Genomic DNA, 23,595 nt, shown 5'->3' with positions numbered 1-23,595 from the left:
ATGTCTAAGGCACTTACTGTCGAGTTCCCTTCGGAGATCTTCGACGTTCAGACCAACGTTCCGCTGCTGCACCAGGTCGTCGTGGCCCAGCTGGCAGCTGCTCGCCAGGGCACGCACAAGACCAAGAACCGCGCCGAAGTTTCCGGTGCCGGTCGCAAGCCGTTCAAGCAGAAGGGCACCGGCCGCGCCCGTCAGGGTTCAATCCGTGCTCCTCACATGACCGGTGGTGGCGTTGTCCACGGACCGACTCCTCGCGATTACAGCCAGCGCACCCCCAAGAAGATGAAGGCTGCTGCATTGCGCGGCGCCCTGTCCGACCGCGCTCGCAACAACCGCATTCACGTCATCGAAGCCCTGGTTGAAGGCACCACGCCGAACACCAAGGCAGCACTGGCCACCCTGCGCGCTCTGTCCGAGCGCAAGAACCTGCTCGTAGTCATCGAGCGCGCCAACGACGTTGCAGCCCTTTCGGTCCGCAACCTCACCGAGGTCCACGTCCTGTACGTAGACCAGCTCAACACCTACGATGTGCTGGTTTCCGACGACGTCATCTTCACCAAGGCCGCATTCGATGCCCTGGTCCAGAAGGAGGAAGCCAAGTGAGCACCTTCTCAAAGGCTCCGCACGATGTGGTCATCGCACCCGTCGTATCGGAAAAGAGCTACGGTCTGATCGACGAAGGCAAGTACACCTTCCTCGTTGACCCGCGTTCGAACAAGACGGAAATCAAGAACGCCGTGGAAGCTATCTTCTCGGTCAAGGTTGACTCCGTAAACACCCTTAATCGTGCCGGCAAGCGCAAGCGCACCAAGTTCGGATGGGGGACGCGCAAGGCTACCAAGCGTGCGATCGTCTCCCTGAAGGAAGGCTCGATTGACATCTTCGGCGGTCCGCTTTCTTAAGCGGAGACCACTTTAACGAGGAATTAAACTATGGGAATCCGTAAGTACAAGCCGACAACCCCGGGCCTTCGCGGCTCGAGCGTTGCCGACTTCGCAGAAATCACCCGATCGACTCCGGAAAAGTCGTTGCTTCGCCCGTTGCACAAGACTGGCGGCCGTAACAACACCGGTAAGATCACCACCCGTCACAAGGGTGGCGGACACAAGCGCCAGTACCGTCTGATCGACTTCCGTCGCCACGACAAGGACGGCGTGCCGGCAAAGGTCGCTCACATCGAGTACGACCCGAACCGCACCGCTCGCATTGCGCTTCTTCACTACGCTGATGGAACCAAGCGTTACATCATCGCACCGAACAAGCTCTCCCAGGGCGACACCGTTGAGGCCGGCGCAAATGCCGACATCAAGCCCGGCAACAACCTGCCTTTGCGCAACATCCCGGTTGGTACCGTAATCCACGCTGTGGAATTGCGTCCCGGCGGCGGTGCAAAGATGGCTCGTTCCGCAGGCGCCTCGGTGCAGCTGGTGGCCCGTGAGGGTCGCTTCGCCCAGCTCCGTTTGCCGTCCGGCGAAATCCGCAACGTTGACGTGCGCTGCCGCGCAACCGTCGGCGAGGTCGGAAACGCCGAGCAGTCGAACATCAACTGGGGCAAGGCCGGCCGCATGCGCTGGAAGGGCGTTCGCCCGACCGTGCGTGGCGTGGCCATGAACCCTGTTGACCACCCGCATGGTGGTGGCGAAGGCAAGACGTCCGGTGGCCGTCACCCGGTCAACCCGAACGGCAAGCGCGAGGGACGCACCCGTCGTCCCAACAAGGACAGCGACAAGTTGATTGTTCGCCGTCGTCGTACCGGCAAGAACAAGCGATAGGAGCCTGGAAACATGCCACGCAGCCTGAAGAAAGGCCCCTTCGTCGATCAGCACCTGTTTGTAAAGGTCGCTGCTGAGAACGAAAAGGGCACCAAAAACGTCATCAAGACGTGGTCCCGCCGTTCGATGATCATCCCCGACATGCTCGGGCACACGATCGCCGTACACGACGGACGCAAGCACATCCCCGTGTTTGTCACCGAGTCGATGGTCGGGCACAAGCTCGGCGAGTTCAGCCCGACCCGGACGTTCCGCAGCCACGTGAAGGACGACAAGAAGGGCAAGCGCCGCTAACCCGCAAGGGTTCAGCGAGTGCTTAGCACTTCTTCGAGAGACGAGAGAAGGAAAGCAATGGAAGCCAAGGCAATTGCGCGCCATATCCGCGTGACGCCTATGAAGGCCCGGCGCGTCGTCAACCTTGTTCGTGGCAAGCAGACGAACGAAGCACTGGCGATCCTGAAGTTTGCCCCGCAGGCAGCTTCAGAGCCAGTGTTCAAGGTTGTAGCATCGGCAGTGGCTAACGCCCGTGCCGCCGCAGACCGCGAGGGTGTCGCGTTCAACGAAGACGAGCTGTTCATCAGCGAAGCGTTTGTTGACGAGGGTCCGACCATGAAGCGGTTCCAGCCGCGTGCTCAGGGTCGGGCATACCAGATCAAGAAGCGCACGAGCCACATCACTGTGGTCGTCGCAACCCCTAAGAAGGGTGGGGAAGAGTAAAATGGGACAGAAGGTTAACCCGCATGGGTTCCGTCTCGGTATCACTACCGACCATGTTTCGCACTGGTTCGCCGACAGCACCAAGGTCGGTCAGCGTTACAAGGACTTCGTAAAAGAAGACATCCGTATCCGCGAACTGATGACCGTTGGCATGGAACGCGCCGGCATCGCCCGCGTGGAGATCGAGCGCACCCGTGACCGTGTTCGTGTGGATATCCACACCGCACGCCCGGGCATCGTTATCGGTCGCCGCGGCGCCGAAGCCGATCGCATCCGTGGCGAGCTCGAAAAGCTCACCGCCAAGCAGGTTCAGCTGAACATCCTCGAGGTCAAGAACCCCGAGATCGAAGCCCAGCTTGTTGCCCAGGGCATCGCCGAGCAGCTTGCTTCGCGTGTGGCTTTCCGCCGCGCGATGAAGAAGGCCATGCAGTCGGCAATGCGCGCAGGTGCCAAGGGCATCCGCGTACAGTGCTCCGGTCGTCTGGGCGGGGCAGAAATGTCCCGCAAGGAGTTCTACCGCGAAGGCCGTGTGCCGCTGCACACCCTGCGTGCGAACATCGACTACGGCAAGTTCGAAGCCAAGACCACCTTCGGCCGCATCGGCGTGAAGGTCTGGATCTACAAGGGCGACGTAACTTCGAAGGAACTGGCAGCCCAGGCTGCAGCAGCTCCGGCCCGCGGTCGCGGCGATCGTCCCGGCGGACGTCCGGGTGGACGCCCCGAAGGTGGCGAACGTCGTCGTCGCCCCGAGCGCAGCGCAGCTCCAGGTGCAGAAGCAGCTTCGGCTGTTGAGGCTCCCGCAGCAGCAGTTGCAGAAGGAGGACAGGCTTAAATGCTTATCCCACGCCGAGTAAAGTACCGCAAGCAGCACCACCCCGGTCGGAGTGGCGCAGCTTCGGGCGGTACCACGGTAGCCTTCGGCGAGTACGGTATCCAGGCCCTTACCCCGGCCTACGTTACCAACCGCCAGATCGAGGCAGCTCGTATCGCAATGACCCGCCACATCAAGCGTGGCGGCAAGGTCTGGATCAACATTTATCCGGACCGTCCGCTGACCAAGAAGCCTGCCGAAACCCGCATGGGTTCCGGTAAGGGTTCGCCGGAATGGTGGGTCGCAAACGTAAAGCCGGGACGGGTTCTCTTCGAACTCTCCGGTGTCAGTGAAGAGGTAGCACGCGAGGCATTGCGCCTGGCAATCCACAAGCTGCCGTTGAAGGCACGCATTGTGCGTCGCGAAGGTGGTGAATAGGAATGGCAATCGGATCCAAGGATCTAGCAACCGAAGCACTGGACGGCTTTGATAACGCCCGTCTGGTCGAGGAGCTCAAGAAGGCCAAGGAGGAGCTGTTCAACCTCCGTTTCCAGTCGGCCACCGGTCAGCTCGAATCGCATGGCAACCTGAAGGCTGTCAAGCGTGACATCGCTCGTATCTACACCGTGCTCCGCGAACGCGAGCTGGGCATTCGTCCCGACGTTGTAGTGCCGGTCGAAGAGACCAAGAAGAGCAAGGAAGCCAAGTAATGAGCGAGAAGGATAACGTCGTGGATGCAGCTGCAGAGCGCAACGACCGCAAGACCCTCCGTGGTTACGTGGTTTCCGACAAGATGCAGAAGACCATCGTCGTTGACGTCGAGGACCGTGTAAAGCACGCCCTCTACGGCAAGGTCATGCGTCGCAACAAGAACGTCAAGGCTCACGACGAAGAGAACAGCGCCGGCATCGGCGACCTCGTTCTCATCGCCGAGACCCGCCCGCTGTCTGCCGACAAGCGCTGGCGCCTCGTGGAAATCCTCGAAAAGGCCAAGTAAGCCCCTTTCGTTGGTTTTCACTTAGACGTGAACCAAGCTCAACACCCCGGGACCGCTGGATTCATCCAGCCGGTGCCGGGGTGTTTTGCGTTCGGCGGGGGAGTGCCGCCGGTAGCATGGGGGACTTGGCCCGGTCCCGGATCGGCGGGCTTCAACACAAGGGGTGGGGAGCACCATGATGGCCAACTCCGGAGCGGGACAGGTGCAGGTCGGCCGCGCACCCAAGACCCGTGGCTTGTTCCCCGTGGTCATTGCCGGGGCGCTGTTGGCGCTCCTGCCGCACCTGGACCTCGGGGACTCCAGGTCCCTGGCGGTGCTCCAGGCACTGCTGCCAGCCCTCTGCCTGGCCGCGCTGGCACTTGGCCTGTTTCTGCTCTTTCGACGCGTCTGGGTTCCCGCTGCGGTGCTGCTGGTCAGCGCGGCCGTTTCATTGGTCCCGGTGCTCCAACCCGGTGCCGGGGGAACTTGTACACCGGGGGTGCCGGTGACAGTGCTGTCCCTGAACGCGGGGCGCGGGAATGCCGATCCCTCGGTGCTTGCCGATGCCATCACGGCGTCCGCCCCGGATGTGCTGGTCCTGGTCGAGGCGAGCGAGCCGATGCTGCAGGCGTTGGCCGGCACACTGCCGCAGTGGGACTACACCCACCGGACCGGGTCCGTTGTCACCGGCGGCGCCGTGGACACCGTCATCCTCTCGCGCCACCCGATACATTCCGAGGCTCCGGCGGCCCGGCAAGCGGACGGCTCCCTCTTTGACATACCGGTGGCGGTCATCGACCTCCCGCGGGCGGGGCGGATCCGCGTGGCCGGGATCCATCCGGTGCCGCCGACCCACGGCCCGGCATCCTGGGCGACCACCTTGGCCGCGGTGGAAAGCTGGGCGGGGCAAAACACCGATCTGCCGCTGGTGCTGGCGGGAGATTTCAATGCCACCAGGGCCCACCCCCGGTTCCGGGCACTGGCGCACGGTTTTTCCGATGCCTCCCCGGCGTTTGGGCCCCTGGCCGCCGCCACCTGGCCGGCCGACGGCGCGGTTCCCGCCTTTGCCGCGATCGACCACGTGCTGGTGCGCGGCCTTGGGGTCATTGACTCCGGGCTCATTGCGGTGGCGGGCACCGACCACCACGGGATCGTGGCCAGGCTGGCCACCTGCCGGTGAGCGACTGGCGATCTGCACCCGAATTGGGCCGTTTCATGTGACCAAGGACCCCCTGTTGCCCCATAGCACACGGTTTCGGGATCACGCATTCTTGCGGTAGACTTTTTATTCTGTGCGCGTTATGTCTGGAGACTATCCACCTCCGCCATGATGCATAGTGCAGCCGGAGGGTTTTTTACGGGCCCGGAAAGCTGTGCGGCATAGCTCTGAGCTAACGCCTCGGCCCTGCTTCCCCAGCACCAACTGTTCCTCGCCCTCGGGCGCCTTGAACCGTTGTGTATGGAGGTGGGGGTAAGCGGAAGCTGAGATGGACCATATCCGTTCCGCAAGGCTCCCTAGGAGAACCAGCGAGACGACAGGAGTAAAAAGTGATTCAGCAGGAATCGCGACTGAAGGTTGCCGACAACACCGGTGCTAAGGAAATCCTTACCATTCGTGTTCTCGGTGGCTCTGGCCGTCGCTATGCAGGCATCGGCGACGTAATCGTCGCCACCGTCAAGGATGCAATCCCTGGCGGAAACGTAAAGAAGGGTGACGTCGTCAAGGCTGTCATCGTTCGCACCAAGAAGGAGCGTCGCCGCGTCGACGGTTCCTACATCAAGTTCGACGAGAACGCAGCTGTCATCCTCAAGGCTGACGGCGAGCCCCGCGGCACCCGTATTTTCGGTCCGGTGGGTCGTGAACTTCGCGACAAGAAGTTCATGAAGATCGTTTCCCTGGCTCCGGAGGTACTGTAACCATGGGTGCAAAGATTAAGAAGGGTGACCTCGTTCAGGTCATCGCCGGTTCCGACCGCAACAAGCAGGGCAAGGTGCTGAAGGTATTCCCGGCAGCGCAGCGCGTTCTTGTTGAGGGTGTCAACCGCGTCACCAAGCACACCAAGGCCGGCCAGACCGAGCGTGGCACGCAGACCGGTGGCATTGAGGTCGTTGAGGCCCCGATGCACATCTCGAATGTCGCAATCGTTGACCCGGAAACCAAGAAGCCGACCCGCGTTGGCTTCCGCGAGGAAACCGTGGAGAAGAACGGCGTGTCCAAGACCGTCCGTGTTCGCTTCGCCAAGTCTTCCGGAAAGGCACTGTAATGACTGAAGCAGCTGTGAACATCCAGCCTCGCCTTAAGGCCAAGTACAACGCCGAAATCCGCGAAACCCTGACGAACGAGTTCAACTACGCCAACCCGATGCAGGTCCCGGGCCTGGTCAAGGTTGTTGTGAACATGGGTGTCGGCGAAGCCGCCAAGGACTCCAAGCTCATCGAAGGCGCAGTTCGCGACCTCACCGCCATCACCGGCCAGAAGCCGTTGGTTACCAAGGCACGCAAGTCGATCGCACAGTTCAAGCTGCGCGAAGGCATGCCGATTGGTACCCACGCAACGCTTCGCGGCGATCGCATGTGGGAATTCGTGGATCGTCTGGTTTCGCTGGCACTGCCGCGTATCCGTGACTTCCGTGGCCTGAGCCCGAAGCAGTTCGACGGCAACGGCAACTACACCTTCGGTCTCACGGAACAGTCGATGTTCCACGAGATCGATGTTGATTCCATCGACCGCGTTCGCGGCATGGACATCACCGTAGTGACCACCGCGAAGACCGACGACGAAGGCCGCGCCTTGCTCAAGGCCCTGGGCTTCCCGTTCAAGACCGCCAACTAGATCAACTACGTTGCAGGTCCGCGCTTGCGCGGAAACCGTAGCGAGGAAGGGCAGAAGCCCAAATGACAATGACAGATCCTGTCGCAGATATGCTGACTCGTCTGCGCAACGCCAACTCGGCTTACCACGACACGGTTTCCATGCCGTCGTCGAAGCTGAAGGTGCGCGTTGCCCAGATCCTCAAGGAACAGGGCTACATCGGCTCGTTCGTTGAAGAAGCAGCAGAGGTCGGCAAAAAGCTGACCATCACCCTGAAGTTCGGCCCGAGCCGCGAGCGTTCAATCGCTGGCGTTCGCCGTATTTCGAAGCCGGGCCTGCGTGTATACGCAAAGTCCACCAACTTGCCGCACGTCCTTGGTGGCCTCGGCATTGCAATCCTGTCCACGTCCTCCGGTCTCCTCACGGACCGCCAGGCAGCCAAGAAGGGTGTAGGTGGGGAAGTCCTCGCCTACGTCTGGTAACGGGAAAGGGAGAAAGAAACCATGTCACGTATTGGACGTCTTCCGATCACTGTTCCTGCCGGCGTTGAGCTCAAGATTGATGGCGACGTTGTCACCGTCAAGGGCGCCAAGGGCGAACTGAACCACACCGTAGCAAGCCCGATCGCTGTTGTTCTCGAAGAGAACACCGTGACCGTGTCCCGCCCGAACGACGAACGCGATTCGCGTTCGCTGCACGGCTTGACCCGTACCCTGATCGAGAACATGATCATCGGTGTCACCGCAGGCTACGAAAAGAAGCTCGAAATCCACGGTACCGGTTACCGCGTTGCAGCAAAGGGCTCGAACCTCGAGTTCGCCCTGGGCTACTCGCACCCGGTTGTTGTCGAGGCTCCCGAGGGCATTGCCTTCGCTGTCGAGGGCAACACCAAGATCACCGTCTCGGGTATCAACAAGCAGCAGGTTGGCGAAGTTTCCGCCAACATCCGCAAGCTCCGCAAGCCTGACCCGTACAAGGGCAAGGGCGTTCGGTACGCTGGCGAAATCATCCGCCGCAAGGTCGGAAAGGCTGGTAAGTAACCATGGCTCTCGGAATCAAGGGTAAGAGCAAGGCAGCCGCACGCGGCCGTCGCCACTTGCGTGTTCGTAAGCGCATCACCGGCACCGAGGTGCGTCCGCGCCTGGTCGTCAACCGCTCCGCACGCCACATTTTCGTTCAGGTCGTAGACGACAGCAAGGGCATCACCGTTGCTTACGCGTCGACGATGGAAGCTGACTTGCGCGCATTCGACGGTGACAAGACCGCCAAGGCCAAGCGCATTGGTGAGCTCGTCGCCGAGCGCGCCAAGGCTGCCGGCATCGAATCCGTGGTCTTCGACCGCGGCGGCAACAAGTACCACGGTCGCGTGGCAGCTGTTGCTGACGGTGCACGCGAAGGTGGGCTGGCACTGTGAGCGAAGCAACTAACAAGAAGGAAACTCAGGTGTCTGAAGCTACTGAGGCAGTCGCGACTGCTCCTGCCGCTGACAAGGCCGGAGCCGCTCGCGGCGAAGGCCGTGGACGTGGCGGCGAAGGCCGTGGCCGTGGCGAGGGTCGTGGCCGTGGCCGCGACCAGAAGGACAGCCGCAACGATGACAAGGACAAGTTCCTTGAGCGCGTTGTAGCCATCAACCGCGTATCCAAGGTTGTCAAGGGTGGTCGTCGCTTTAGCTTCACCGCGCTTGTGGTTGTGGGTGACGGCAACGGTCTCGTTGGCGTTGGCTACGGCAAGGCCAAGGAAGTTCCGGCAGCAATCGCCAAGGGCGTTGAAGAAGCCAAGAAGTCCTTCTTCCGCGTTCCCCGCGTCGGCACCACCATCCCGCACCTGGTGCAGGGTGAAGCCGCTGCCGGCGTTGTCCTCCTGCGTCCGGCTGCTCCGGGTACCGGCGTTATCGCCGGTGGTCCGGTCCGCGCCGTACTGGAATGCGCAGGCATCCACGATGTCCTGTCGAAGTCCATGGGCTCGAGCAACCAGATCAACATCGTCCACGGCACCGTTGCCGCACTGAAGGCCCTTGAAGAGCCTCAGGCAGTGGCAGCACGTCGTGGCCTGCCGTTGGAAGAAGTTGTTTCGGCACAGATGCTGTGGAACATCCAGAACCAGAAGGCAGGTGCGTAATAGTGGCGAAGAACATTGTCCCTAGCGACGCGACTCTGACAATCACCCAGATTAAGTCCACCATTGGTGGCAAGCAGAACCAGCGCGACACCCTTCGCTCGCTCGGTCTGAAGCGCATCGGCCACACCGTGGTCCGTACCGCCGACGCCGTCACCGTAGGCATGGTCAACACGGTTCCGCACCTCGTAAAGGTTGAGGAGGCGAAGTAGTCATGGCTGAAAAAGAAAACGCATTGAAGGTACACCACCTGCGTCCGGCCGAAGGTGCCAAGACCGCCAAGACCCGTGTGGGTCGTGGTGAGGCATCCAAGGGCAAGACCGCTGGTCGCGGTATGAAGGGCACCAAGGCGCGCTACCAGGTCAAGGCCGGCTTCGCCGGTGGCCAGTTGCCGCTGCACATGCGCCTTCCGAAGCTTCGCGGCTTCAAGAACCCGTTCCGCGTCGAGTTCCAGGTTGTAAACCTGGACAAGATCTCGGAGCTGTTCCCCGAAGGTGGCGAAGTCACCGTTGAGGCATTGGTCGCGAAGGGCGCCGTTCGCAAGAACGAGCCCGTCAAGGTCCTTGGCTCGGGCGAACTGACCGTCAAGGTCGACGTGAAGGTCAACGCCTTCTCCTCGTCCGCGTCGGAAAAGATCGTCGCAGCCGGCGGCTCTGCAGTAGAGCTCTAAGCTACGTGGTCTCTTGATCACACAGTGAGAAGGGGTGGACCCGGGAATTCGCTAAGCGGATTCCCGGGGACACCCCTTTTTTCTTTCCGCTACACCTTCGGGAACCGGCTGTCATGCAGTTATGCCGTGGGCATGGTTCCGCAGGTGGTTTCCCGCTGGATATATCGATCAGCCGGGGAATGATTACAGTCCCAGCCGCGATTCATTTGGTGTGTAACACTCACCACCCGATAGAATCAATAGGTCAACCCCCGGGTACCCCCGGCCACCACCAATCAGGAGGACGCTTGTTCAGCGCCATTGCCCGGGTATTCCGGACGCCTGACCTGCGACGCAAGTTGTTGTTCACGCTCGCCATCATCGCGATCTACCGTGCAGGTGTCTACATCCCTGCCCCTGGCGTGGACTACTCCAACGTCCAACAGTGTCTTGCCGCGGGTAACACCACCGGCGGCCTGTACCAGTTCGTGAACCTGTTCAGCGGCGGTGCATTGCTGCAGGTCTCGATCTTCGCCATGGGCATCATGCCCTACATCACGGCCTCCATCATCGTCCAGCTGCTGCGTGTGGTGATCCCTCGCTTCGAGGAGCTGCACAAGGAAGGACAGGCCGGACAGGCCGTCCTGACCCAGTACACCCGGTACCTGACCATTGCGCTGGGCCTGTTGCAGGCAACCACGCTGGTCTCGCTGGCACGCAGCGGAATGCTCTTCCCCTCCTGCCAGCTCCCGATCGTCCCCGAGGACAACCTCTGGGTCATCATCCTGATGATCTTCACGCTCACCGCAGGCACCGGCCTGATCATGTGGATGGGCGAGCTGGCCACCGAACGCGGCGTCGGCAACGGCATGTCGCTGCTGATCTTCGTGTCCATTGCCTCGGGCTTCCCCTCGGCCATGGGCGCCATCGCCACCTCGCAGGGCTGGGGCGTCTTCACGGGGGTCATCCTCATCGGCGTCGCGGTCATTGCCCTGGTCGTCTTCGTGGAGCAGTCCCAGCGCCGCATCCCGGTGCAGTACGCCAAGCGGATGATCGGGCGCCGCACCGTGGGCGGAACGTCCACCTACATCCCGATCAAGGTCAACATGGCCGGCGTGATCCCGGTGATCTTCGCTTCCTCGATGCTGGCACTGCCCTCGATGGTCGTGCAGTTCAACACGCGTGCCGACGGCACGCTGCCGGACTGGGCGCTGTGGGTGCAGACGAACTTCGCCGGTTCCTCGCCGCTGTACATGATCGCCTACACGCTGCTGACCATCGGCTTCACCTACTTCTACGTCGCCATCACGTTCAACCCGACCGAGGTTGCCGACAACATGAAGCAGTACGGCGGATTCATCCCCGGCATCCGTGCCGGACGTCCGACGGCCGAGTACCTCGAGTACATCCTCAGCCGCATCACGTTCCCCGGTGCCATTTACCTGGCATTCGTGGCCCTGATTCCGTTGATCGCCTTCGTGTTGATCAATGCCGATCAGAACTTCCCATTTGGCGGCACCTCGATCCTCATCATGGTTGGTGTGGGTCTTGAAACCGTCAAGCAAATCAACGCACAAATGCAGCAGCGACACTACGAAGGACTTCTGCGATGACAAGACTGTTGATCATTGGACCCCCCGGTGCCGGCAAGGGCACCCAGGCGGACCGCATCTCCGAGCGCCTCAACGTTGTGGCCATCTCCACCGGCGACATCTTCCGCGCCAACGTCAAGGGCGGAACCCCGCTGGGCGTCGAGGCCAAGAAGTACATCGACGCCGGGAACTTCGTTCCCGACTCGGTCACCAACTCGATGGTCCGCGACCGCCTGTCCCAGGACGACGTCAAGGACGGCTTCCTGCTGGACGGGTACCCGCGCACCAGCGCCCAGGTCGACGAGCTTGATTCGATCCTGGCCGACGCCGGGGTGCAGCTCGACGCCGTGCTGCAGCTGACCGCCGACGACGAGGAGCTCGTCGCCCGCCTGCTCAAGCGCGCGCAGATCGAAGGCCGCGCCGATGACAACGAAGAGGTCATCCGCCACCGCCTGGGCCTGTACCACGAGGAAACCGCCGTCGTGGTCAACCGCTACCAGGAGCGCGGCATCGTGCGCCTGGTGGACGGCATCGGCGAGATCGATGAAGTCACCAACCGCGTCATGGACGCGCTGGGACAGAACGTCTAAATCGCTCACGCACGCACAAACCGCGGGGACCGGCACACCAGTGCCGCGAGCCCCGCGGTTTTTTGCGATAATGACGTGGAGCAACGTCTTTGGAAAGGGACATACACACCATGGCTTTCAGCCAACGCAAGATCGAGTACAAGACCAACGGGCAGATCCTGAAGATGCGCGAGGCGGGCTTGGTCCTGGCCGAGGCCTTGGACGAAGCCGTTGCCGCCGCGCAAATCGGCGTGACCACCGCCCACCTGGACACGGTCTTCGCCTCGGTGCTTGAACGCCACGGGGCGACCAGCAACTTCAAGGGCTACCACGGGTTCCCGGCCACCATCTGCGCCTCGGTCAACGAGGAGGTCGTCCACGGGTTCCCCAGCGAGTACGTGCTGGCGGACGGGGACGTGCTGAAGATCGACGGCGGGGCCATCATCGACGGCTGGCATGCCGACTCGGCGCGCACCGTCATCGTCGGCACCGCGGCCCCCGAGGACCAGCGCCTGTCCGACATCACCCAGGAAGCCATGTGGCGGGGGATTGCCGCACTGGCCGAGGCACGCTTCGTCGGTGCGATCGGCGATGCCATCGACGATTTCGTCTCCGGGGTCCCGGGCGCTCCGCTGGGCATCCTGGAGGACTACGTGGGCCACGGCATCGGGTCCGAGATGCACCAGGCGCCCGATGTCCTGAACTACCGCACCGGACACCGCGGCGCCCGGGTGAAGCCGGGCATGTGCCTGGCCATCGAACCGATGCTGGTGCGCGGGGGGCTTGAGACCAAGGTGCTGGCCGACGACTGGACCGTGGTGACCGTCGATGGGCAGCGTGCCTCGCAGTGGGAACACTCGGTAGCCGTGCACATGGGCGGCATCTGGGTACTGACGGCCCACGACGGGGGAGTGGCGGGGCTTGCACCGTACGGCGTGGTCCCCTCCCCGATCGTTTCCTAGCGCCGGTCCGCCCTCCGGTGCGCGTGGCCGGGTGGGGAAGCTGTGGCCAACCTAACAAAACGGGTCGGCCACAATGATTTCCCTTTAAGCCCTCCAGCGCGTAGGCTTGACTGTTGGTTGTCTGTTCCTTGGTGCCCAAAAGCTGTTGCTGCGGGTACCTCTGTGATCGATGGCCGAGACCATAAATCTGTTGGCGGTAAATGTCGCCAGCAACAAAAGTTAGCGGAGGATATGGCCAAGAAAGAGGGTGTCATCGAGGTAGAAGGCACCGTGTCAGAGGCACTGCCCAACGCGATGTTCCGTGTTGAGCTGCCCAACGGGCACGTTGTACTTGCAACTATCTCGGGAAAGATGCGTCAGCACTACATTCGAATCCTCCCTGAGGATCGCGTAGTGGTGGAACTCAGTCCGTATGACCTCAACCGCGGACGTATCGTTTACCGCTACAAGTAAAGATTTTTGTTCTTCCTTCCCTTGGGACGGGCGACAAAGGTAATTACGCTCCACTGAAACCGCAACCGCAAAAGGAGTAAGCCGTGAAGGTTAACCCTAGCGTGAAGCCGATCTGCGATAAGTGCAAGGTGATCCGCCGTAATGGTCGGGTCATGGTGATCTGCGAAAATCCACGCCATAAGCAGCGTCAGGGCTAATTTCCCTCACGGGAAATCCTGCGCGTAGTAATTGTAATCGGCAGTACAGCATCCACCGCGCGATGCACACCCACGGCACGGAGGCCGTGGACTGGGAATTCCCAGGATTGTACTGCTTTAGACCTCCGCACATCGAAAGGTAGACAGCATATGGCTCGTCTAGCTGGCGTAGACATCCCGCGCGAAAAGCGCGTGATTATTGCGCTTACCTACATCTACGGCGTGGGCAAGACCCGTGCAGAACAGACCATCGCCGAGACCGGGATCAACCCGGACACTCGCGTGAAGGATCTGACCGACGCTGAGCTGGTTCAGCTGCGTGACTTCATTGAAGGCAGCTTCAAGGTTGAGGGTGACCTCCGCCGTGAAGTGGCAGCTGACATTCGCCGCAAGGTTGAAATCGGCTCCTACGAAGGCATCCGCCACCGCAAGGGCCTGCCGGTCCGCGGTCAGCGCACCAAGACCAACGCTCGTACCCGCAAGGGCCCGAAGCGCACCGTCGCCGGTAAGAAGAAGACCCGCTAAATCTAGCGGTCGTCACTAAGCCAAATTTCTCGTAGGAGTAAGCATGCCCCCCAAGACTCGTGGAGCGGTCCGCAAGCCGCGTCGCAAGGACAAAAAGAATATCGCGCTCGGACAGGCGCACATCAAGAGCACCTTCAACAACACCATCGTTTCCATCACGGATCCTTCAGGTGCTGTAATCTCGTGGGCCTCGGCCGGCGAGGTTGGCTTCAAGGGCTCGCGCAAGTCCACTCCGTACGCTGCACAGATGGCCGCCGAGGCTGCTGCAAAGCGTGCTCAGGAGCACGGACTTCGCAAGGTTGACGTTTTCGTCAAGGGCCCGGGCTCGGGACGCGAAACCGCGATCCGCTCGCTGCAGGCTGCTGGCCTTGAGGTTGGGTCCATCCAGGACGTTTCCCCAAGCGCACACAACGGCTGCCGCCCGCCAAAGCGTCGCCGCGTCTAAAAATGACTGTCTGGCTTTGATGCCGCCGCGTCTTTCCCCCGCAAGGGGGTTGGGCGCGGCGGCATGATCGCCACGGCTAGCCAGACCGAACCAGACGAACGCCGACGAGGCATACGTCGTTTCCACCCCCTGTGTTGCGTCATATAGCGGACGCTCGCTGAAAGGAAATGTAAGTGCTCATTGCACAGCGCCCTACCCTGACCGAAGAAGTCGTAGCGGAGAACCGCTCCCGTTTCGTAATTGAACCGTTGGAGCCTGGCTTCGGCTACACCCTGGGTAACTCGCTTCGCCGTACCCTGCTCTCCTCCATTCCTGGTGCAGCTGTCACCAGTGTGCGGATCGACGGGGTATTGCACGAGTTCACCACCGTAGCCGGTGTGAAGGAAGATGTCACCGAGCTGATTCTGAACATCAAGAATCTCTCAGTGTCCTCCGAACATGACGAGCCGGTCGTCGCCTACCTGCGCAAGCAGGGCCCGGGCGTCGTCACCGCAGCCGACATCACCCCGCCAGCCGGCGTGGAATTCCACAACCCGGACCTGCACATCGCGACATTGAACGCGAAGGGCAAGTTCGACATGGAACTGACCATCGAACGTGGCCGCGGTTATGTTTCTGCAGCGCAGAACAAGAACGTGGACGCAGAGATCGGTCGCATCCCAGTGGATTCGATCTACTCGCCGGTGCTGAAGGTGACCTTCCGCGTGGAGGCCACCCGTGTCGAGCAGCGCACCGACTTTGACAAGCTCATCGTCGATGTCGAGACCAAGGATTCGATGCTCCCGCGCGATGCAGTTGCATCCGCAGGCACCACCCTGGTTGAACTGTTCGGCCTGGCACGCGAGCTGAACACCGCCGCTGAAGGCATCGAGATCGGCCCGTCCCCGACGGACGCCGCACTCGCAGCCGACATGGCACTGCCGATCGAAGACCTCGAATTGACGGTTCGCTCGTACAACTGCCTCAAGCGTGAGGGCATCCACTCCGTGGGTGAACTCGTTGCACGCTCCGAGGCCGACCTGATGGACATCCGTAACTTCGGTGCGAAGTCCATTGACGAGGTCAAGGCGAAGCTGATCGATTTGGGTCTGGCCCTGAAGGATTCCCCTCCGGGCTTCGATCTTGCAGCACGTGCCGCCGCCATTGGCGACGATGACGTCTACGGTGAGGAAGAAGTCTAAGACTTCTTGGCCCACCAGCTATAGAACTTAAACCTTTGCGCCCGGTATCCCACCGGGGCCCCGGGCGCAAAGGCCACCATACTAGGAGAACACTATGCCTACCCCTCCCAAGGGTCCGCGTCTCGGCGGCAGCGCAGCTCACGAGCGTTTGATGCTCGCGAACCTGTCCGCGCAGCTGTTCGAGAACAAATCCATCACCACCACGCTGACCAAGGCCAAGCGCCTTCGTCCGCACGCAGAGCGCCTGATCACCTTCGCCAAGCGCGGAGACCTGGCCTCGCGTCGCCGCGTCCAGGCAGTCATTGCCTCGCGCAGCCGCACCAACAAGTCGATCGTCCACGAGCTGTTCGAGAACATCGCACCGGTCATGGCCGAGCGTCCGGGTGGCTACACCCGCATCACCAAGATCGGCAACCGCAAGGGCGACAACGCCCCGATGGCTGTCATCGAATTGGTCATGGAGCCGGTTTCCCCGAAGCAGGCCGTTGTGAAGGAAGCCGAAAAGGCTGCCGCAGTGGCTGCTCCGGTTGAAGAGGTCGTCGAGACCGAAGCAACCGAAACCGCCGAGGTCGTTGAGACCGAGGCAGCAGAGGAGAACAAGGCCTAGTCCTTGTCCCCCTGGCAACAGCCAAAACATTGGCCCGGCGCGGCTTTTCCCGATTAGGGGGAAAATGCGCCGGGCCAATGGCTTTAAACGGCGCCGGCCCGCAGCGGGCAGGCGCGTGGATCTAGGATTGAAACATGTTGATTCCCGCCATTGATTCGGTGGATCCCTCACTGGCCCCCAGCTCCAGCCCCACCGAGCCGGCGCTGGTGCGCATGTGCGTGCGACTGGGATATGACGGCACCGGGTACAACGGCTGGGCCATCCAGCCTGGCCTTCCCACGGTGCAAGGCGTGGTGGAAGCGGCCCTGGCCATGCTCCTGCGCCGGCCCGTGCGCACCACGGTGGCCGGGCGCACCGATGCCGGGGTCCACGCCCGGAACCAGATGGTCCACTTCGACCTGACCGCCGCCGAATTCGAGTCCCTGCCCCGCGGAGCGGCCATTTCCCCGGAACGAGCCCTGGTGCGCAGGCTGCGCGGGGTGCTGACCCGGGAGCGCGGGGCCATCCTCATCCACCAGGCTTCCCTCGCCCCGGCCGGGTTCGATGCGCGCTTCTCCGCCCTCTGGCGCCGCTATTCATACCGGATCGCCGACGGCGCCTCCAGCTGGGACCCGCTCTCGCGCGCCTACACGATGTGGCACAAGCGCGAGGTCGATGTGGAGCTGCTGGACGCCGAGGCGCAAAGCCTGCTGGGCCGCCACGACTTCCTGTCCTTCTGCAAGCCGCGGGACCACGCCACCACCATCCGCACGCTGACCGAGTTCTCCTTCGCCCGCGACGAGCGCGGCATCGTGGTGGCGCACCTGAAGGCGGACGCGTTCTGCCACAACATGGTCCGCGCCCTCATCGGGGCGTGCCTGCTGGTGGGCGACGGGCGGGAGGAACCCGGCTGGGTTGCCGCCCGCCTCGCCGAGGAATTGCGTGATTCCAAGACATTGCTGGCCGATCCCCGGGCCCTGGTGCTCGAGGAAGTGGCCTACCCCACCGGGCGCGAGGCGGCGGCGCGTGCCGAGCTCACCCGGGCCCGGCGGCTGCCGCACGACGTGGGCATCCCCATCGGGGGAGTGTCGCTGGAATAGCGGCAAGACCCTTGCCCGGGTGCCCCGATCCGGGCAGTGAGAGGCGAATCACGCAAGCGTAGCGCGGTTCACGGCGCACGCTTTGGTGGTGCCGGGGTTAATCCGATAGACTAACGGCTGTTGTGCGTGTCCTTTGTTCGACACAACCTTCTCCGCGTGACGGCTCAGTTGCAGAGCCACTGGTCTGCTGGGATTGCGAACATTCATGGACGGCCGGTCTTTTCAGTCCTCACCTGGCGAACTGGTACAGCGCATCGAAACACAGCACAAAGACAATAGTGGATCTCACAGCCGCTGTTTGGACCTGTGCTTGACCAGTAACCAATAAACAAAGGCAATTACAGTGCGTACGTTCACTCCAAAGCCGGCTGACCAGACCCGCCAGTGGCACATCATTGATGCCACTGACGTTGTACTTGGCCGCCTCGCCGTCCAGGCCGCAACCCTGCTGCGCGGCAAGCACAAGGCTACCTTCGCCCCCCACATGGACATGGGCGACCACGTCATCATCATCAACGCCGAGAAGGTTGCCCTCACCGGCGCCAAGCTCGAAAACAAGCGCGCCTACCGCCACTCGGGTTTCCCGGGCGGCCTGAAGTCCGTGACCTACGCCGAGCTTCTTGAAAAGAACCCGGTACAGGCAGTGGAGAAGGCCATCAAGGGCATGCTCCCGAAGAACTCGCTGGCTGCGGATCAGCTGTCCAAGTTGAAGGTCTACCGCGGTGCCGAGCACCCGCACGCTGCACAGCAGCCGCAGACCTTCGAAATCACCCAGGTCGCGCAGTAGCGCTGGGCCCCGAGAACAAGACTTTAGGAGATTATCGTGGCTCAGAACACTGAAGAGATCACTGAATTCGAGGGTGAAGCTCCGACTTCGTACACCTCGGAGACCGTTGCCGTAGAGGCAGAGGCAGTCAAGGAACGTCCGGCACTGACCGTTGCAGGCGCAGCAGTTGGCCGTCGCAAGCAGGCAATTGCCCGCGTGCGCGTCGTTCCGGGCACCGGCCAGTGGACCCTCAACGGCCGCTCGCTGGACAACTACTTCCCGAACAAGCTGCACCAGCAGGACGTCAACGAACCGTTCAAGCTCCTCGAGCTGGACGGCGCATACGACGTCATTGCACGCATCCACGGTGGCGGCCCCTCGGGCCAGGCCGGTGCGCTGCGCCTGGGCATCGCCCGCTCGCTGAACGAGATCGACCGCGACAACAACCGCGCCGCTCTCAAGAAGGCCGGCTACTTGACTCGTGACGCACGCGTCATCGAGCGCAAGAAGGCTGGTCTCAAGAAGGCTCGCAAGGCTTCGCAGTTCTCCAAGCGCTAAACCGCTTGCGCCGGGTTTTCACCCGGCACCGAAGGGTCCCGGCATTCGTGCCGGGGCCCTTCGGGCGTTAAGGCGCGGTGCCGTAGTGGGATATGGCACATGAATAGGCAAAGATTGCCTTGATAAACCCCACAGATGCCCGACTTCGGGGATTGCTGGCCCTATGATGGATGACGATGGCAAGGTTATTTGGGACCGATGGTGTCCGCGGAAAAGCAAACGAACTTCTGACCCCCGAACTGGCGATGGCGCTTTCACAGGCCGCCGCGATGGTGCTGGGGCACGAGAAAATACATGACGGGCGCAGGCCCGTGGCGGTGGTGGCCAAGGATCCCAGGATCAGTGGCGACTTCCTCTCTGCTGCAATCGAGGCGGGGCTCGCAGCCTCCGGCGTCGATGTGCACGATGCGGGGACCCTTCCGACGCCGGCGGCGGCGTACCTGGTCGCGGATCTGGGCGCCGACTTCGGCGTCATGATCTCCGCCTCGCACAACCCCGCCCCGGACAACGGGATCAAGTTCCTGGCCCGCGGCGGCAAGAAGCTCGACGACGCCCTGGAGGACGCCATCGAGGCGGCCCTGGACAAGCCCAAGTACCGTCCGGTCGGCGGTGACGTGGGACGGGTAACGCGCTTCGCGGATGCCGAGGACCGCTACGTCATGCACCTGCTGCAGACCCTGCCGAACCGGCTTGACGGCATGAAGGTCGTCCTTGACTGTGCCCACGGCGCGGCCAGCGGCTGCTCCCCGGAGGTCTTCAACGCCGCCGGGGCCCAGGTCGTGGTCATCGGTGCGGAACCCGACGGCATCAACATCAACGACGGCTACGGCTCCACGCACCTCGAGCGCCTGCAGGCCGCCGTGCTGGACAACGGCGCGGACCTGGGCATCGCCCACGACGGCGACGCCGACCGCTGCCTGGCCGTGGACCACGAAGGCACTGTCGTGGACGGGGACCAGATCATGGCGATCATGGCCACCGACATGAAGGAACGCGGCGTCCTGAAGGACGACACCCTGGTGGCCACCGTGATGAGCAACCTCGGCCTGAAGATCGCCATGCGCGAAGCCGGCATCACCATCCTGGAAACCGGGGTGGGGGACCGCTACGTGCTCGAGGGCATGCGCACCGGCGACTACAACCTGGGCGGGGAGCAGTCCGGCCACGTGATCTTCGCCGACCACGCCACCACCGGCGACGGGGTGCTTACCGGCCTGCACATCGCAGCCCGCGTCAATGCCACCGGCAAGACCCTCAAGGAGCTTGCCGCCGCCATGACGGTGCTCCCGCAGGTGCTGATCAACGTCAAGGGCGTCGACAAGGAAGCCGCGCCCAGCAACAAGACGCTGATCACCGCGATCGCCGCCGCCGAGGCGGAACTGGGCGAGAACGGCCGCGTGCTGCTGCGCCCCTCGGGAACCGAGCCGGTGGTCCGCGTGATGGTCGAGGCCACCTCGCACGCCATGGCGAGTTCCCTGGCTCAGTCCCTGGCCGACGTCGTCCAGCGCGAACTGGCGCTCTGACATCCACTCCCGCATTGCCAATGTGGCCGAGCGTTCCGGCACCACGGGTGCCCGGACCTCGGCCACGTTCATTTGTGCGGGTGCAACACCCCCGTTGCACCCCAAAAAGTTGAAGGGTTTCCCACGGGCATGAGCATGAAGATTTCGGTGGTCGGCACCGGGTACCTGGGCGCGACGCACGCGGCCTGCATGGCGGAGCTGGGATTCGAGGTCATCGGCGTCGACGTCGACCCGGCCAAGATCGAGGCACTCTCGGCAGGCTTGCTGCCCTTCCACGAGCCCGGCCTGCCCGAGCTGCTGCGCAAGCACGTGGCCTCCGGCCGGTTGCGCTTCACCACCGACTACGAGCAGGTGTCCTCCTGGGCGGACGTGCACTTCATCGGCGTCGGCACCCCGCAGCGCGCCGACGGGCACGGGGCCGACATGCGCTACGTCGACGCTGCAGTCGCCGAGCTGGCCACCCGCATCCGCGGCAAGGCCCTGATCGTGGGCAAGTCCACGGTGCCGGTGGGAACCGCCCGGCGCCTGCGCACCCTGATCGCCGCCAACGCCCACGCGGACGCCGAGATCACCCTGGCCTGGAATCCCGAGTTCCTGCGCGAGGGCTTCGCCGTGGCCGACACCATGACCCCGGACCGGCTGGTGCTGGGTGTCGAGGACGAAACCTCCGAGATGGTGCTGCGCAGCATCTATGCAAGCGCGCTGGAGGCGGACACCCCGTTGATCGTGACGGACTTCGAAACCGCCGAACTGGTCAAGGTCGCCGCCAACGCCTTCCTGGCCACCAAGATCTCCTTCATCAACTCCTTTGCCGAGGTGACCGAGACGATCGGCGGGGACATCACCGTGCTGGCCGACGCGCTGGGCCATGATGCTCGCATCGGGCGGAAGTTCCTCAACGCCGGGGTCGGGTTCGGCGGAGGCTGCCTGCCCAAGGACATTCGCGCCCTGCAGGCACGGACCAGCGAACTGGGCCTGACCCACACCATGGGATTCCTGGCCGAGGTGGACGAGATCAACCTGCGCCGCCGCGAACGCGTGGTGCGCCTGGCCCACACCATGCTCAACGAGCAACTGGTCGGTGCGCGCATCGCGGTGCTCGGGGTGACCTTCAAACCCGATTCGGACGACGTGCGCGACTCCCCGGCGCTGGACATTGCCGTGCGGCTCTTCAACGCCGGCGCCGAGGTGCTGGTCTACGACCCCAAGGGCAACAAGAACGCCGCCGACCGCTTTCCGCGCCTCCACTACGCCGACGACCTGCCCGAGGCCGTGGCCCAGGCGGACCTGGTACTGCTGCTGACCGAATGGTCCGAGTTCAGGGCACTGGTTCCCGCGGACCTGGAGCCGTTGGTGGCGCAGCGACGGATCATCGACGGACGCAATGTGCTGTCCCGCGCCCAGTGGGAGGCCGCCGGCTGGGAAATCGTTGGCATGGGCCAGCACTACGCCCCGCTGGATGGGGAACTGTAGGAGCGCCCTTACCGGCAAGCCTGCCGGTATTTCTTAACTTCAGCGGTGGGACGTGCCAAATCCGGAAAGTTGGGTAGCATGATCATCAGCGTTGGTTACCCCAATTACCCGCGTCAGCATGCTGCGAAAACCCCAAGTTTCCGCAACTGCGAAAAGGGCCCGCCATGACTCGCAATTTTGGTGGGCCCATTTTAATGCCCGAAACCGGGATCGTTCGCCGCAAACGGAACCTAGAGCCCCAGGTCCCTGGCCGCGCGCGGCAGCTCCACCAGCAGATCGACGGCGCTGAGCGTGCCTTCGCGGGCCGCCAGCGCGCCGGCGTGGGCGTGGATCAGCGCCCCTGCTGCAGCAAGGTCGGTCAGGCGGTGGCTCAGGGCGGTGGCGTCGCCGGTGGTCGGCGTGGCCGGGAAGTCGGCGGCCGCCAGCAACGTGCCCAGGATGCCGGTGAGGACATCCCCGCTGCCCGCGGTGGCCAGGTCCGGGGTTGAGGCGTGCACGATCAGTGCGTAGCCGTCCGGGGCCGTGCAGATGGTTGCCGAACCCTTGAGCAGGATCACGCAGTCGTAGGCGACCGCGGCCCAGCGGGCCCAGCGGATCGGGTCGGCGGCGATGTCCCGGGCGCTGACGCGCACCCCGGCCTTGGCCAGCAGGGCGTTCAGTTCCCCGGCATGCGGGGTGAGGATGCGCAGCTGGCGGTGTTCGCCCGGTTCCAGCATCGCCAGCGCGCTGGCGTCGATGACGCACGGGTTGTTGGCCGAGAGGATCTGTTGCAGGTGCCGGCGCGTCTCTGGCGTGTCTTCCAGTCCGGGGCCGATGGCCCAGGCTCCGATGCGGGTGGCGCCCTCGCGCCCGTTGCGGCGGTTTTGCGCCAGCAGGGCGGTCAGCTCGTCGGTGCCCAGCGGGACGGCCTCGGGGACCTGGCTGGTCAGGGCCGTGGCCACGTTCTCCGGGACGATGGTGCGCAGCAGCCCCAGCCCGGTGGCGACGGCGGCACGGGCGCTGAGCACCGCGGCGCCGGGGTAACGGACGGAGCCGGCCAGCAATCCCAGCACCCCGCGCTGGTACTTGTGCCTGCCCGCCGCCGACCAGCCGTGGTCGCGGTCGAGCAGCAATTCCAGGTCGTCTCCCTGCACGACCCAGGCCTCCGGCTTGCCCAGGGTCGGGGTGAGCCCGATGTCGGTGACGCGGATGCGTCCGGAGACCAGATGCCCGGATCCCACCACCAGGCCGGTCTTCAGCGCCCCGAAGGTCACGGTCCGCTCGGCCGGGATCACGCTCTGGGCAGCCGCACCAGTGTCGGCATCGACGCCGCTGGGCACGTCGCACGCGAGCACCGGGATATGGCGGGGGATGGCCGGCAGGTGGGCGCCGGGGCGCAGCCCGGTGCCGTAGGCGGCGTCGATGAGCAGGTCGCAGTCCTCGAGCAGCGTCTCCAGGCGCTCGGCGGCGGCGGTGCGGCCTCCTGCGCGCGCCAGCGCGGCCAAGCCCTCATGGTGGGCCTGGGAGGCCAGCAGCACCGCGGTGACGGCGACTCCGCGCTTGGCCAGGGCGGCAAGGGCGAAGAGTCCGTCCCCGCCGTTGTTGCCGGGACCGATCAGCGCCACCACGCGGGATCCGTAGAGCCGACCGGTGTGTTCCTTGAGCATCAGCACCGCCTGGTGTGCCAGCGCGTCGGCGGCCCGGCGCATCAGTCTCAGGTCGTTGGCATCGCGAAGCAGCGGCTTTTCGGCATCTCGAACACTGGAACCTGCATACACGGGGATCATGTCTTCAGAATACCCAACCGCGGCTGGTATTTGCCGCAGGTTTCGGC

Annotated in this window: 34 protein-coding genes; 33 read left to right on the top strand and 1 reads right to left on the bottom strand. The window is 63.3% G+C overall.

What is annotated here, in order from left to right:
• From rplD to FPY90_RS07540, 33 genes are all read left to right on the top strand, one after another.
• Entirely contained in the window at window positions 1-603 is a 603-nt protein-coding gene (rplD, locus tag FPY90_RS07700) for a 50S ribosomal protein L4 (RefSeq protein ID WP_071212934.1), read from the top strand.
• Window positions 600-902 carry a 50S ribosomal protein L23 gene (gene rplW, locus FPY90_RS07695; RefSeq protein ID WP_071212935.1) on the top strand — a complete coding sequence of 101 codons (303 nt, stop codon included), beginning with the start codon at window positions 600-602 and terminating at the stop codon, window positions 900-902. Before rplD ends, rplW begins: the two co-directional genes overlap by 4 nt.
• 30 nt (window positions 903-932) lie before the next feature.
• Window positions 933-1,772 (top strand): 50S ribosomal protein L2, encoded by an 840-nt coding sequence (gene rplB, locus FPY90_RS07690; protein ID WP_071212936.1) that lies wholly within the window; start codon window positions 933-935, stop codon window positions 1,770-1,772.
• A 12-nt stretch (window positions 1,773-1,784) separates the two neighbouring features.
• Window positions 1,785-2,066 (top strand): 30S ribosomal protein S19, encoded by a 282-nt coding sequence (gene rpsS, locus FPY90_RS07685; RefSeq protein WP_068731512.1) that lies wholly within the window; start codon window positions 1,785-1,787, stop codon window positions 2,064-2,066.
• 57 nt (window positions 2,067-2,123) lie between these two features.
• Window positions 2,124-2,489, top strand: a complete 366-nt coding sequence (gene rplV, locus FPY90_RS07680; protein WP_071212937.1) for a 50S ribosomal protein L22 — start codon at window positions 2,124-2,126, stop codon at window positions 2,487-2,489.
• A gap of 1 nt (window position 2,490) precedes the next feature.
• On the top strand, window positions 2,491-3,321 hold the full coding sequence (gene rpsC, locus FPY90_RS07675; RefSeq protein WP_071212938.1) for a 30S ribosomal protein S3: 831 nt from the start codon (window positions 2,491-2,493) through the stop codon (window positions 3,319-3,321).
• Window positions 3,322-3,738: a 50S ribosomal protein L16 gene (gene rplP / locus FPY90_RS07670; protein WP_113762236.1), complete on the top strand. Its 417-nt coding sequence runs from the start codon at window positions 3,322-3,324 to the stop codon at window positions 3,736-3,738.
• 2 nt (window positions 3,739-3,740) lie between these two features.
• Window positions 3,741-4,010: a 50S ribosomal protein L29 gene (rpmC, locus tag FPY90_RS07665; RefSeq protein WP_071212940.1), complete on the top strand. Its 270-nt coding sequence runs from the start codon at window positions 3,741-3,743 to the stop codon at window positions 4,008-4,010.
• Window positions 4,010-4,297 (top strand): 30S ribosomal protein S17, encoded by a 288-nt coding sequence (gene rpsQ, locus FPY90_RS07660; protein ID WP_113762234.1) that lies wholly within the window; start codon window positions 4,010-4,012, stop codon window positions 4,295-4,297. The genes rpmC and rpsQ overlap by 1 nt, the downstream gene beginning before the upstream one ends.
• 175 nt (window positions 4,298-4,472) lie before the next feature.
• On the top strand, window positions 4,473-5,456 hold the full coding sequence (locus FPY90_RS07655; RefSeq protein ID WP_498684831.1) for an endonuclease/exonuclease/phosphatase family protein: 984 nt from the start codon (window positions 4,473-4,475) through the stop codon (window positions 5,454-5,456).
• Between the two features lie 368 nt (window positions 5,457-5,824).
• Window positions 5,825-6,193 (top strand): 50S ribosomal protein L14, encoded by a 369-nt coding sequence (rplN, locus tag FPY90_RS07650; protein ID WP_071212943.1) that lies wholly within the window; start codon window positions 5,825-5,827, stop codon window positions 6,191-6,193.
• Between the two features lie 2 nt (window positions 6,194-6,195).
• A complete protein-coding gene (gene rplX, locus FPY90_RS07645) occupies window positions 6,196-6,540 on the top strand; it encodes a 50S ribosomal protein L24 (protein ID WP_071212944.1) in 345 nt (114 codons plus the stop codon).
• Window positions 6,540-7,109, top strand: coding sequence for a 50S ribosomal protein L5 (gene rplE / locus FPY90_RS07640; protein WP_071212945.1), 570 nt, complete (start codon window positions 6,540-6,542; stop codon window positions 7,107-7,109). The genes rplX and rplE overlap by 1 nt, the downstream gene beginning before the upstream one ends.
• A 62-nt stretch (window positions 7,110-7,171) precedes the next feature.
• Entirely contained in the window at window positions 7,172-7,570 is a 399-nt protein-coding gene (gene rpsH / locus FPY90_RS07635; protein ID WP_071212946.1) for a 30S ribosomal protein S8, read from the top strand.
• 21 nt (window positions 7,571-7,591) lie between these two features.
• A complete protein-coding gene (gene rplF / locus FPY90_RS07630) occupies window positions 7,592-8,128 on the top strand; it encodes a 50S ribosomal protein L6 (RefSeq protein ID WP_071212947.1) in 537 nt (178 codons plus the stop codon).
• 2 nt (window positions 8,129-8,130) lie between these two features.
• The gene (gene rplR / locus FPY90_RS07625) at window positions 8,131-8,502 is read left to right on the top strand and encodes a 50S ribosomal protein L18 (RefSeq protein WP_071212948.1); all 372 of its coding nucleotides are present in this window, start codon (window positions 8,131-8,133) and stop codon (window positions 8,500-8,502) included.
• Window positions 8,499-9,206 (top strand): 30S ribosomal protein S5, encoded by a 708-nt coding sequence (gene rpsE / locus FPY90_RS07620; RefSeq protein ID WP_071212949.1) that lies wholly within the window; start codon window positions 8,499-8,501, stop codon window positions 9,204-9,206. The genes rplR and rpsE overlap by 4 nt, the downstream gene beginning before the upstream one ends.
• Window positions 9,207-9,208: 2 nt before the next feature.
• Window positions 9,209-9,415: a 50S ribosomal protein L30 gene (gene rpmD, locus FPY90_RS07615; RefSeq protein WP_071212950.1), complete on the top strand. Its 207-nt coding sequence runs from the start codon at window positions 9,209-9,211 to the stop codon at window positions 9,413-9,415.
• Window positions 9,416-9,417: 2 nt separating this feature from the next.
• The gene (gene rplO, locus FPY90_RS07610) at window positions 9,418-9,873 is read left to right on the top strand and encodes a 50S ribosomal protein L15 (RefSeq protein ID WP_071212951.1); all 456 of its coding nucleotides are present in this window, start codon (window positions 9,418-9,420) and stop codon (window positions 9,871-9,873) included.
• Window positions 9,874-10,160: 287 nt separating this feature from the next.
• The gene (gene secY, locus FPY90_RS07605; RefSeq protein ID WP_071212952.1) at window positions 10,161-11,465 is read left to right on the top strand and encodes a preprotein translocase subunit SecY; all 1,305 of its coding nucleotides are present in this window, start codon (window positions 10,161-10,163) and stop codon (window positions 11,463-11,465) included.
• Window positions 11,462-12,034 carry an adenylate kinase gene (locus FPY90_RS07600; protein WP_071212953.1) on the top strand — a complete coding sequence of 191 codons (573 nt, stop codon included), beginning with the start codon at window positions 11,462-11,464 and terminating at the stop codon, window positions 12,032-12,034. The genes secY and FPY90_RS07600 overlap by 4 nt, the downstream gene beginning before the upstream one ends.
• Before the next feature lie 110 nt (window positions 12,035-12,144).
• Window positions 12,145-12,975 (top strand): type I methionyl aminopeptidase, encoded by an 831-nt coding sequence (gene map, locus FPY90_RS07595; protein ID WP_498684823.1) that lies wholly within the window; start codon window positions 12,145-12,147, stop codon window positions 12,973-12,975.
• Between the two features lie 231 nt (window positions 12,976-13,206).
• The gene (gene infA / locus FPY90_RS07590) at window positions 13,207-13,428 is read left to right on the top strand and encodes a translation initiation factor IF-1 (RefSeq protein ID WP_068731548.1); all 222 of its coding nucleotides are present in this window, start codon (window positions 13,207-13,209) and stop codon (window positions 13,426-13,428) included.
• An 83-nt stretch (window positions 13,429-13,511) separates the two neighbouring features.
• Window positions 13,512-13,625, top strand: coding sequence for a 50S ribosomal protein L36 (rpmJ, locus tag FPY90_RS07585; RefSeq protein WP_071894985.1), 114 nt, complete (start codon window positions 13,512-13,514; stop codon window positions 13,623-13,625).
• Between the two features lie 150 nt (window positions 13,626-13,775).
• Window positions 13,776-14,150: a 30S ribosomal protein S13 gene (gene rpsM, locus FPY90_RS07580; protein ID WP_071212955.1), complete on the top strand. Its 375-nt coding sequence runs from the start codon at window positions 13,776-13,778 to the stop codon at window positions 14,148-14,150.
• 43 nt (window positions 14,151-14,193) lie between these two features.
• Window positions 14,194-14,595, top strand: a complete 402-nt coding sequence (gene rpsK, locus FPY90_RS07575) for a 30S ribosomal protein S11 (RefSeq protein ID WP_071212956.1) — start codon at window positions 14,194-14,196, stop codon at window positions 14,593-14,595.
• A 173-nt stretch (window positions 14,596-14,768) separates the two neighbouring features.
• A complete protein-coding gene (locus FPY90_RS07570) occupies window positions 14,769-15,776 on the top strand; it encodes a DNA-directed RNA polymerase subunit alpha (protein ID WP_071212957.1) in 1,008 nt (335 codons plus the stop codon).
• Between the two features lie 94 nt (window positions 15,777-15,870).
• Complete coding sequence (gene rplQ, locus FPY90_RS07565; RefSeq protein ID WP_071212958.1) at window positions 15,871-16,383, top strand: 50S ribosomal protein L17; 513 nt, start codon at window positions 15,871-15,873, stop codon at window positions 16,381-16,383.
• Window positions 16,384-16,595: 212 nt separating this feature from the next.
• Window positions 16,596-17,462: a tRNA pseudouridine(38-40) synthase TruA gene (truA, locus tag FPY90_RS07560; RefSeq protein ID WP_498685544.1), complete on the top strand. Its 867-nt coding sequence runs from the start codon at window positions 16,596-16,598 to the stop codon at window positions 17,460-17,462.
• Window positions 17,463-17,805: 343 nt separating this feature from the next.
• Entirely contained in the window at window positions 17,806-18,249 is a 444-nt protein-coding gene (gene rplM, locus FPY90_RS07555; RefSeq protein WP_071212959.1) for a 50S ribosomal protein L13, read from the top strand.
• A 36-nt stretch (window positions 18,250-18,285) separates the two neighbouring features.
• Window positions 18,286-18,786 (top strand): 30S ribosomal protein S9, encoded by a 501-nt coding sequence (rpsI, locus tag FPY90_RS07550; protein WP_071212960.1) that lies wholly within the window; start codon window positions 18,286-18,288, stop codon window positions 18,784-18,786.
• A 176-nt stretch (window positions 18,787-18,962) separates the two neighbouring features.
• Window positions 18,963-20,309, top strand: a complete 1,347-nt coding sequence (gene glmM / locus FPY90_RS07545; RefSeq protein WP_498684820.1) for a phosphoglucosamine mutase — start codon at window positions 18,963-18,965, stop codon at window positions 20,307-20,309.
• Between the two features lie 129 nt (window positions 20,310-20,438).
• A complete protein-coding gene (locus tag FPY90_RS07540) occupies window positions 20,439-21,782 on the top strand; it encodes a UDP-glucose dehydrogenase family protein (RefSeq protein WP_498684818.1) in 1,344 nt (447 codons plus the stop codon).
• A gap of 230 nt (window positions 21,783-22,012) precedes the next feature.
• Here the strand turns inward: FPY90_RS07540 and FPY90_RS07535 are convergent, their stop codons facing one another.
• On the bottom strand, window positions 22,013-23,548 hold the full coding sequence (locus tag FPY90_RS07535; RefSeq protein ID WP_498684816.1) for an NAD(P)H-hydrate dehydratase: 1,536 nt from the start codon (window positions 23,546-23,548) through the stop codon (window positions 22,013-22,015).
• Between the last annotated feature and the right edge of the window lie 47 nt (window positions 23,549-23,595).

Origin of the sequence: Arthrobacter sp. C2 (assembly GCA_024207135.1) — a bacterium.
Taxonomy (GTDB): Bacteria; Actinomycetota; Actinomycetes; order Actinomycetales; family Micrococcaceae; genus Paeniglutamicibacter.
The sequence above is the reverse complement of the archived record's forward strand: the minus strand, read 5'-3'. Positions and strand labels throughout refer to the sequence as shown.

Bases quoted from the DNA above. Each gene is read 5' to 3' on its own strand.
- rplD (WP_071212934.1), top strand. From the start codon at position 1: ATGTCTAAGGCACTTACTGTCGAGTTCCCTTCGGAGATCTTCGACGTT.
- rplB (WP_071212936.1), top strand. From the start codon at position 933: ATGGGAATCCGTAAGTACAAGCCGACAACCCCGGGCCTTCGCGGCTCG.
- rpsS (WP_068731512.1), top strand. From the start codon at position 1,785: ATGCCACGCAGCCTGAAGAAAGGCCCCTTCGTCGATCAGCACCTGTTT.
- rplV (WP_071212937.1), top strand. From the start codon at position 2,124: ATGGAAGCCAAGGCAATTGCGCGCCATATCCGCGTGACGCCTATGAAG.
- rpsC (WP_071212938.1), top strand. From the start codon at position 2,491: ATGGGACAGAAGGTTAACCCGCATGGGTTCCGTCTCGGTATCACTACC.
- rplP (WP_113762236.1), top strand. From the start codon at position 3,322: ATGCTTATCCCACGCCGAGTAAAGTACCGCAAGCAGCACCACCCCGGT.
- rpmC (WP_071212940.1), top strand. From the start codon at position 3,741: ATGGCAATCGGATCCAAGGATCTAGCAACCGAAGCACTGGACGGCTTT.
- rpsQ (WP_113762234.1), top strand. From the start codon at position 4,010: ATGAGCGAGAAGGATAACGTCGTGGATGCAGCTGCAGAGCGCAACGAC.
- FPY90_RS07655 (WP_498684831.1), top strand. From the start codon at position 4,473: ATGATGGCCAACTCCGGAGCGGGACAGGTGCAGGTCGGCCGCGCACCC.
- rplX (WP_071212944.1), top strand. From the start codon at position 6,196: ATGGGTGCAAAGATTAAGAAGGGTGACCTCGTTCAGGTCATCGCCGGT.
- rplE (WP_071212945.1), top strand. From the start codon at position 6,540: ATGACTGAAGCAGCTGTGAACATCCAGCCTCGCCTTAAGGCCAAGTAC.
- rpsH (WP_071212946.1), top strand. From the start codon at position 7,172: ATGACAATGACAGATCCTGTCGCAGATATGCTGACTCGTCTGCGCAAC.
- rplF (WP_071212947.1), top strand. From the start codon at position 7,592: ATGTCACGTATTGGACGTCTTCCGATCACTGTTCCTGCCGGCGTTGAG.
- rplR (WP_071212948.1), top strand. From the start codon at position 8,131: ATGGCTCTCGGAATCAAGGGTAAGAGCAAGGCAGCCGCACGCGGCCGT.
- rplO (WP_071212951.1), top strand. From the start codon at position 9,418: ATGGCTGAAAAAGAAAACGCATTGAAGGTACACCACCTGCGTCCGGCC.
- FPY90_RS07600 (WP_071212953.1), top strand. From the start codon at position 11,462: ATGACAAGACTGTTGATCATTGGACCCCCCGGTGCCGGCAAGGGCACC.
- map (WP_498684823.1), top strand. From the start codon at position 12,145: ATGGCTTTCAGCCAACGCAAGATCGAGTACAAGACCAACGGGCAGATC.
- infA (WP_068731548.1), top strand. From the start codon at position 13,207: ATGGCCAAGAAAGAGGGTGTCATCGAGGTAGAAGGCACCGTGTCAGAG.
- rpsM (WP_071212955.1), top strand. From the start codon at position 13,776: ATGGCTCGTCTAGCTGGCGTAGACATCCCGCGCGAAAAGCGCGTGATT.
- rpsK (WP_071212956.1), top strand. From the start codon at position 14,194: ATGCCCCCCAAGACTCGTGGAGCGGTCCGCAAGCCGCGTCGCAAGGAC.
- rplQ (WP_071212958.1), top strand. From the start codon at position 15,871: ATGCCTACCCCTCCCAAGGGTCCGCGTCTCGGCGGCAGCGCAGCTCAC.
- truA (WP_498685544.1), top strand. From the start codon at position 16,596: ATGTGCGTGCGACTGGGATATGACGGCACCGGGTACAACGGCTGGGCC.
- glmM (WP_498684820.1), top strand. From the start codon at position 18,963: ATGGCAAGGTTATTTGGGACCGATGGTGTCCGCGGAAAAGCAAACGAA.
- FPY90_RS07540 (WP_498684818.1), top strand. From the start codon at position 20,439: ATGAGCATGAAGATTTCGGTGGTCGGCACCGGGTACCTGGGCGCGACG.
- FPY90_RS07535 (WP_498684816.1), bottom strand. From the start codon at position 23,548: ATGATCCCCGTGTATGCAGGTTCCAGTGTTCGAGATGCCGAAAAGCCG.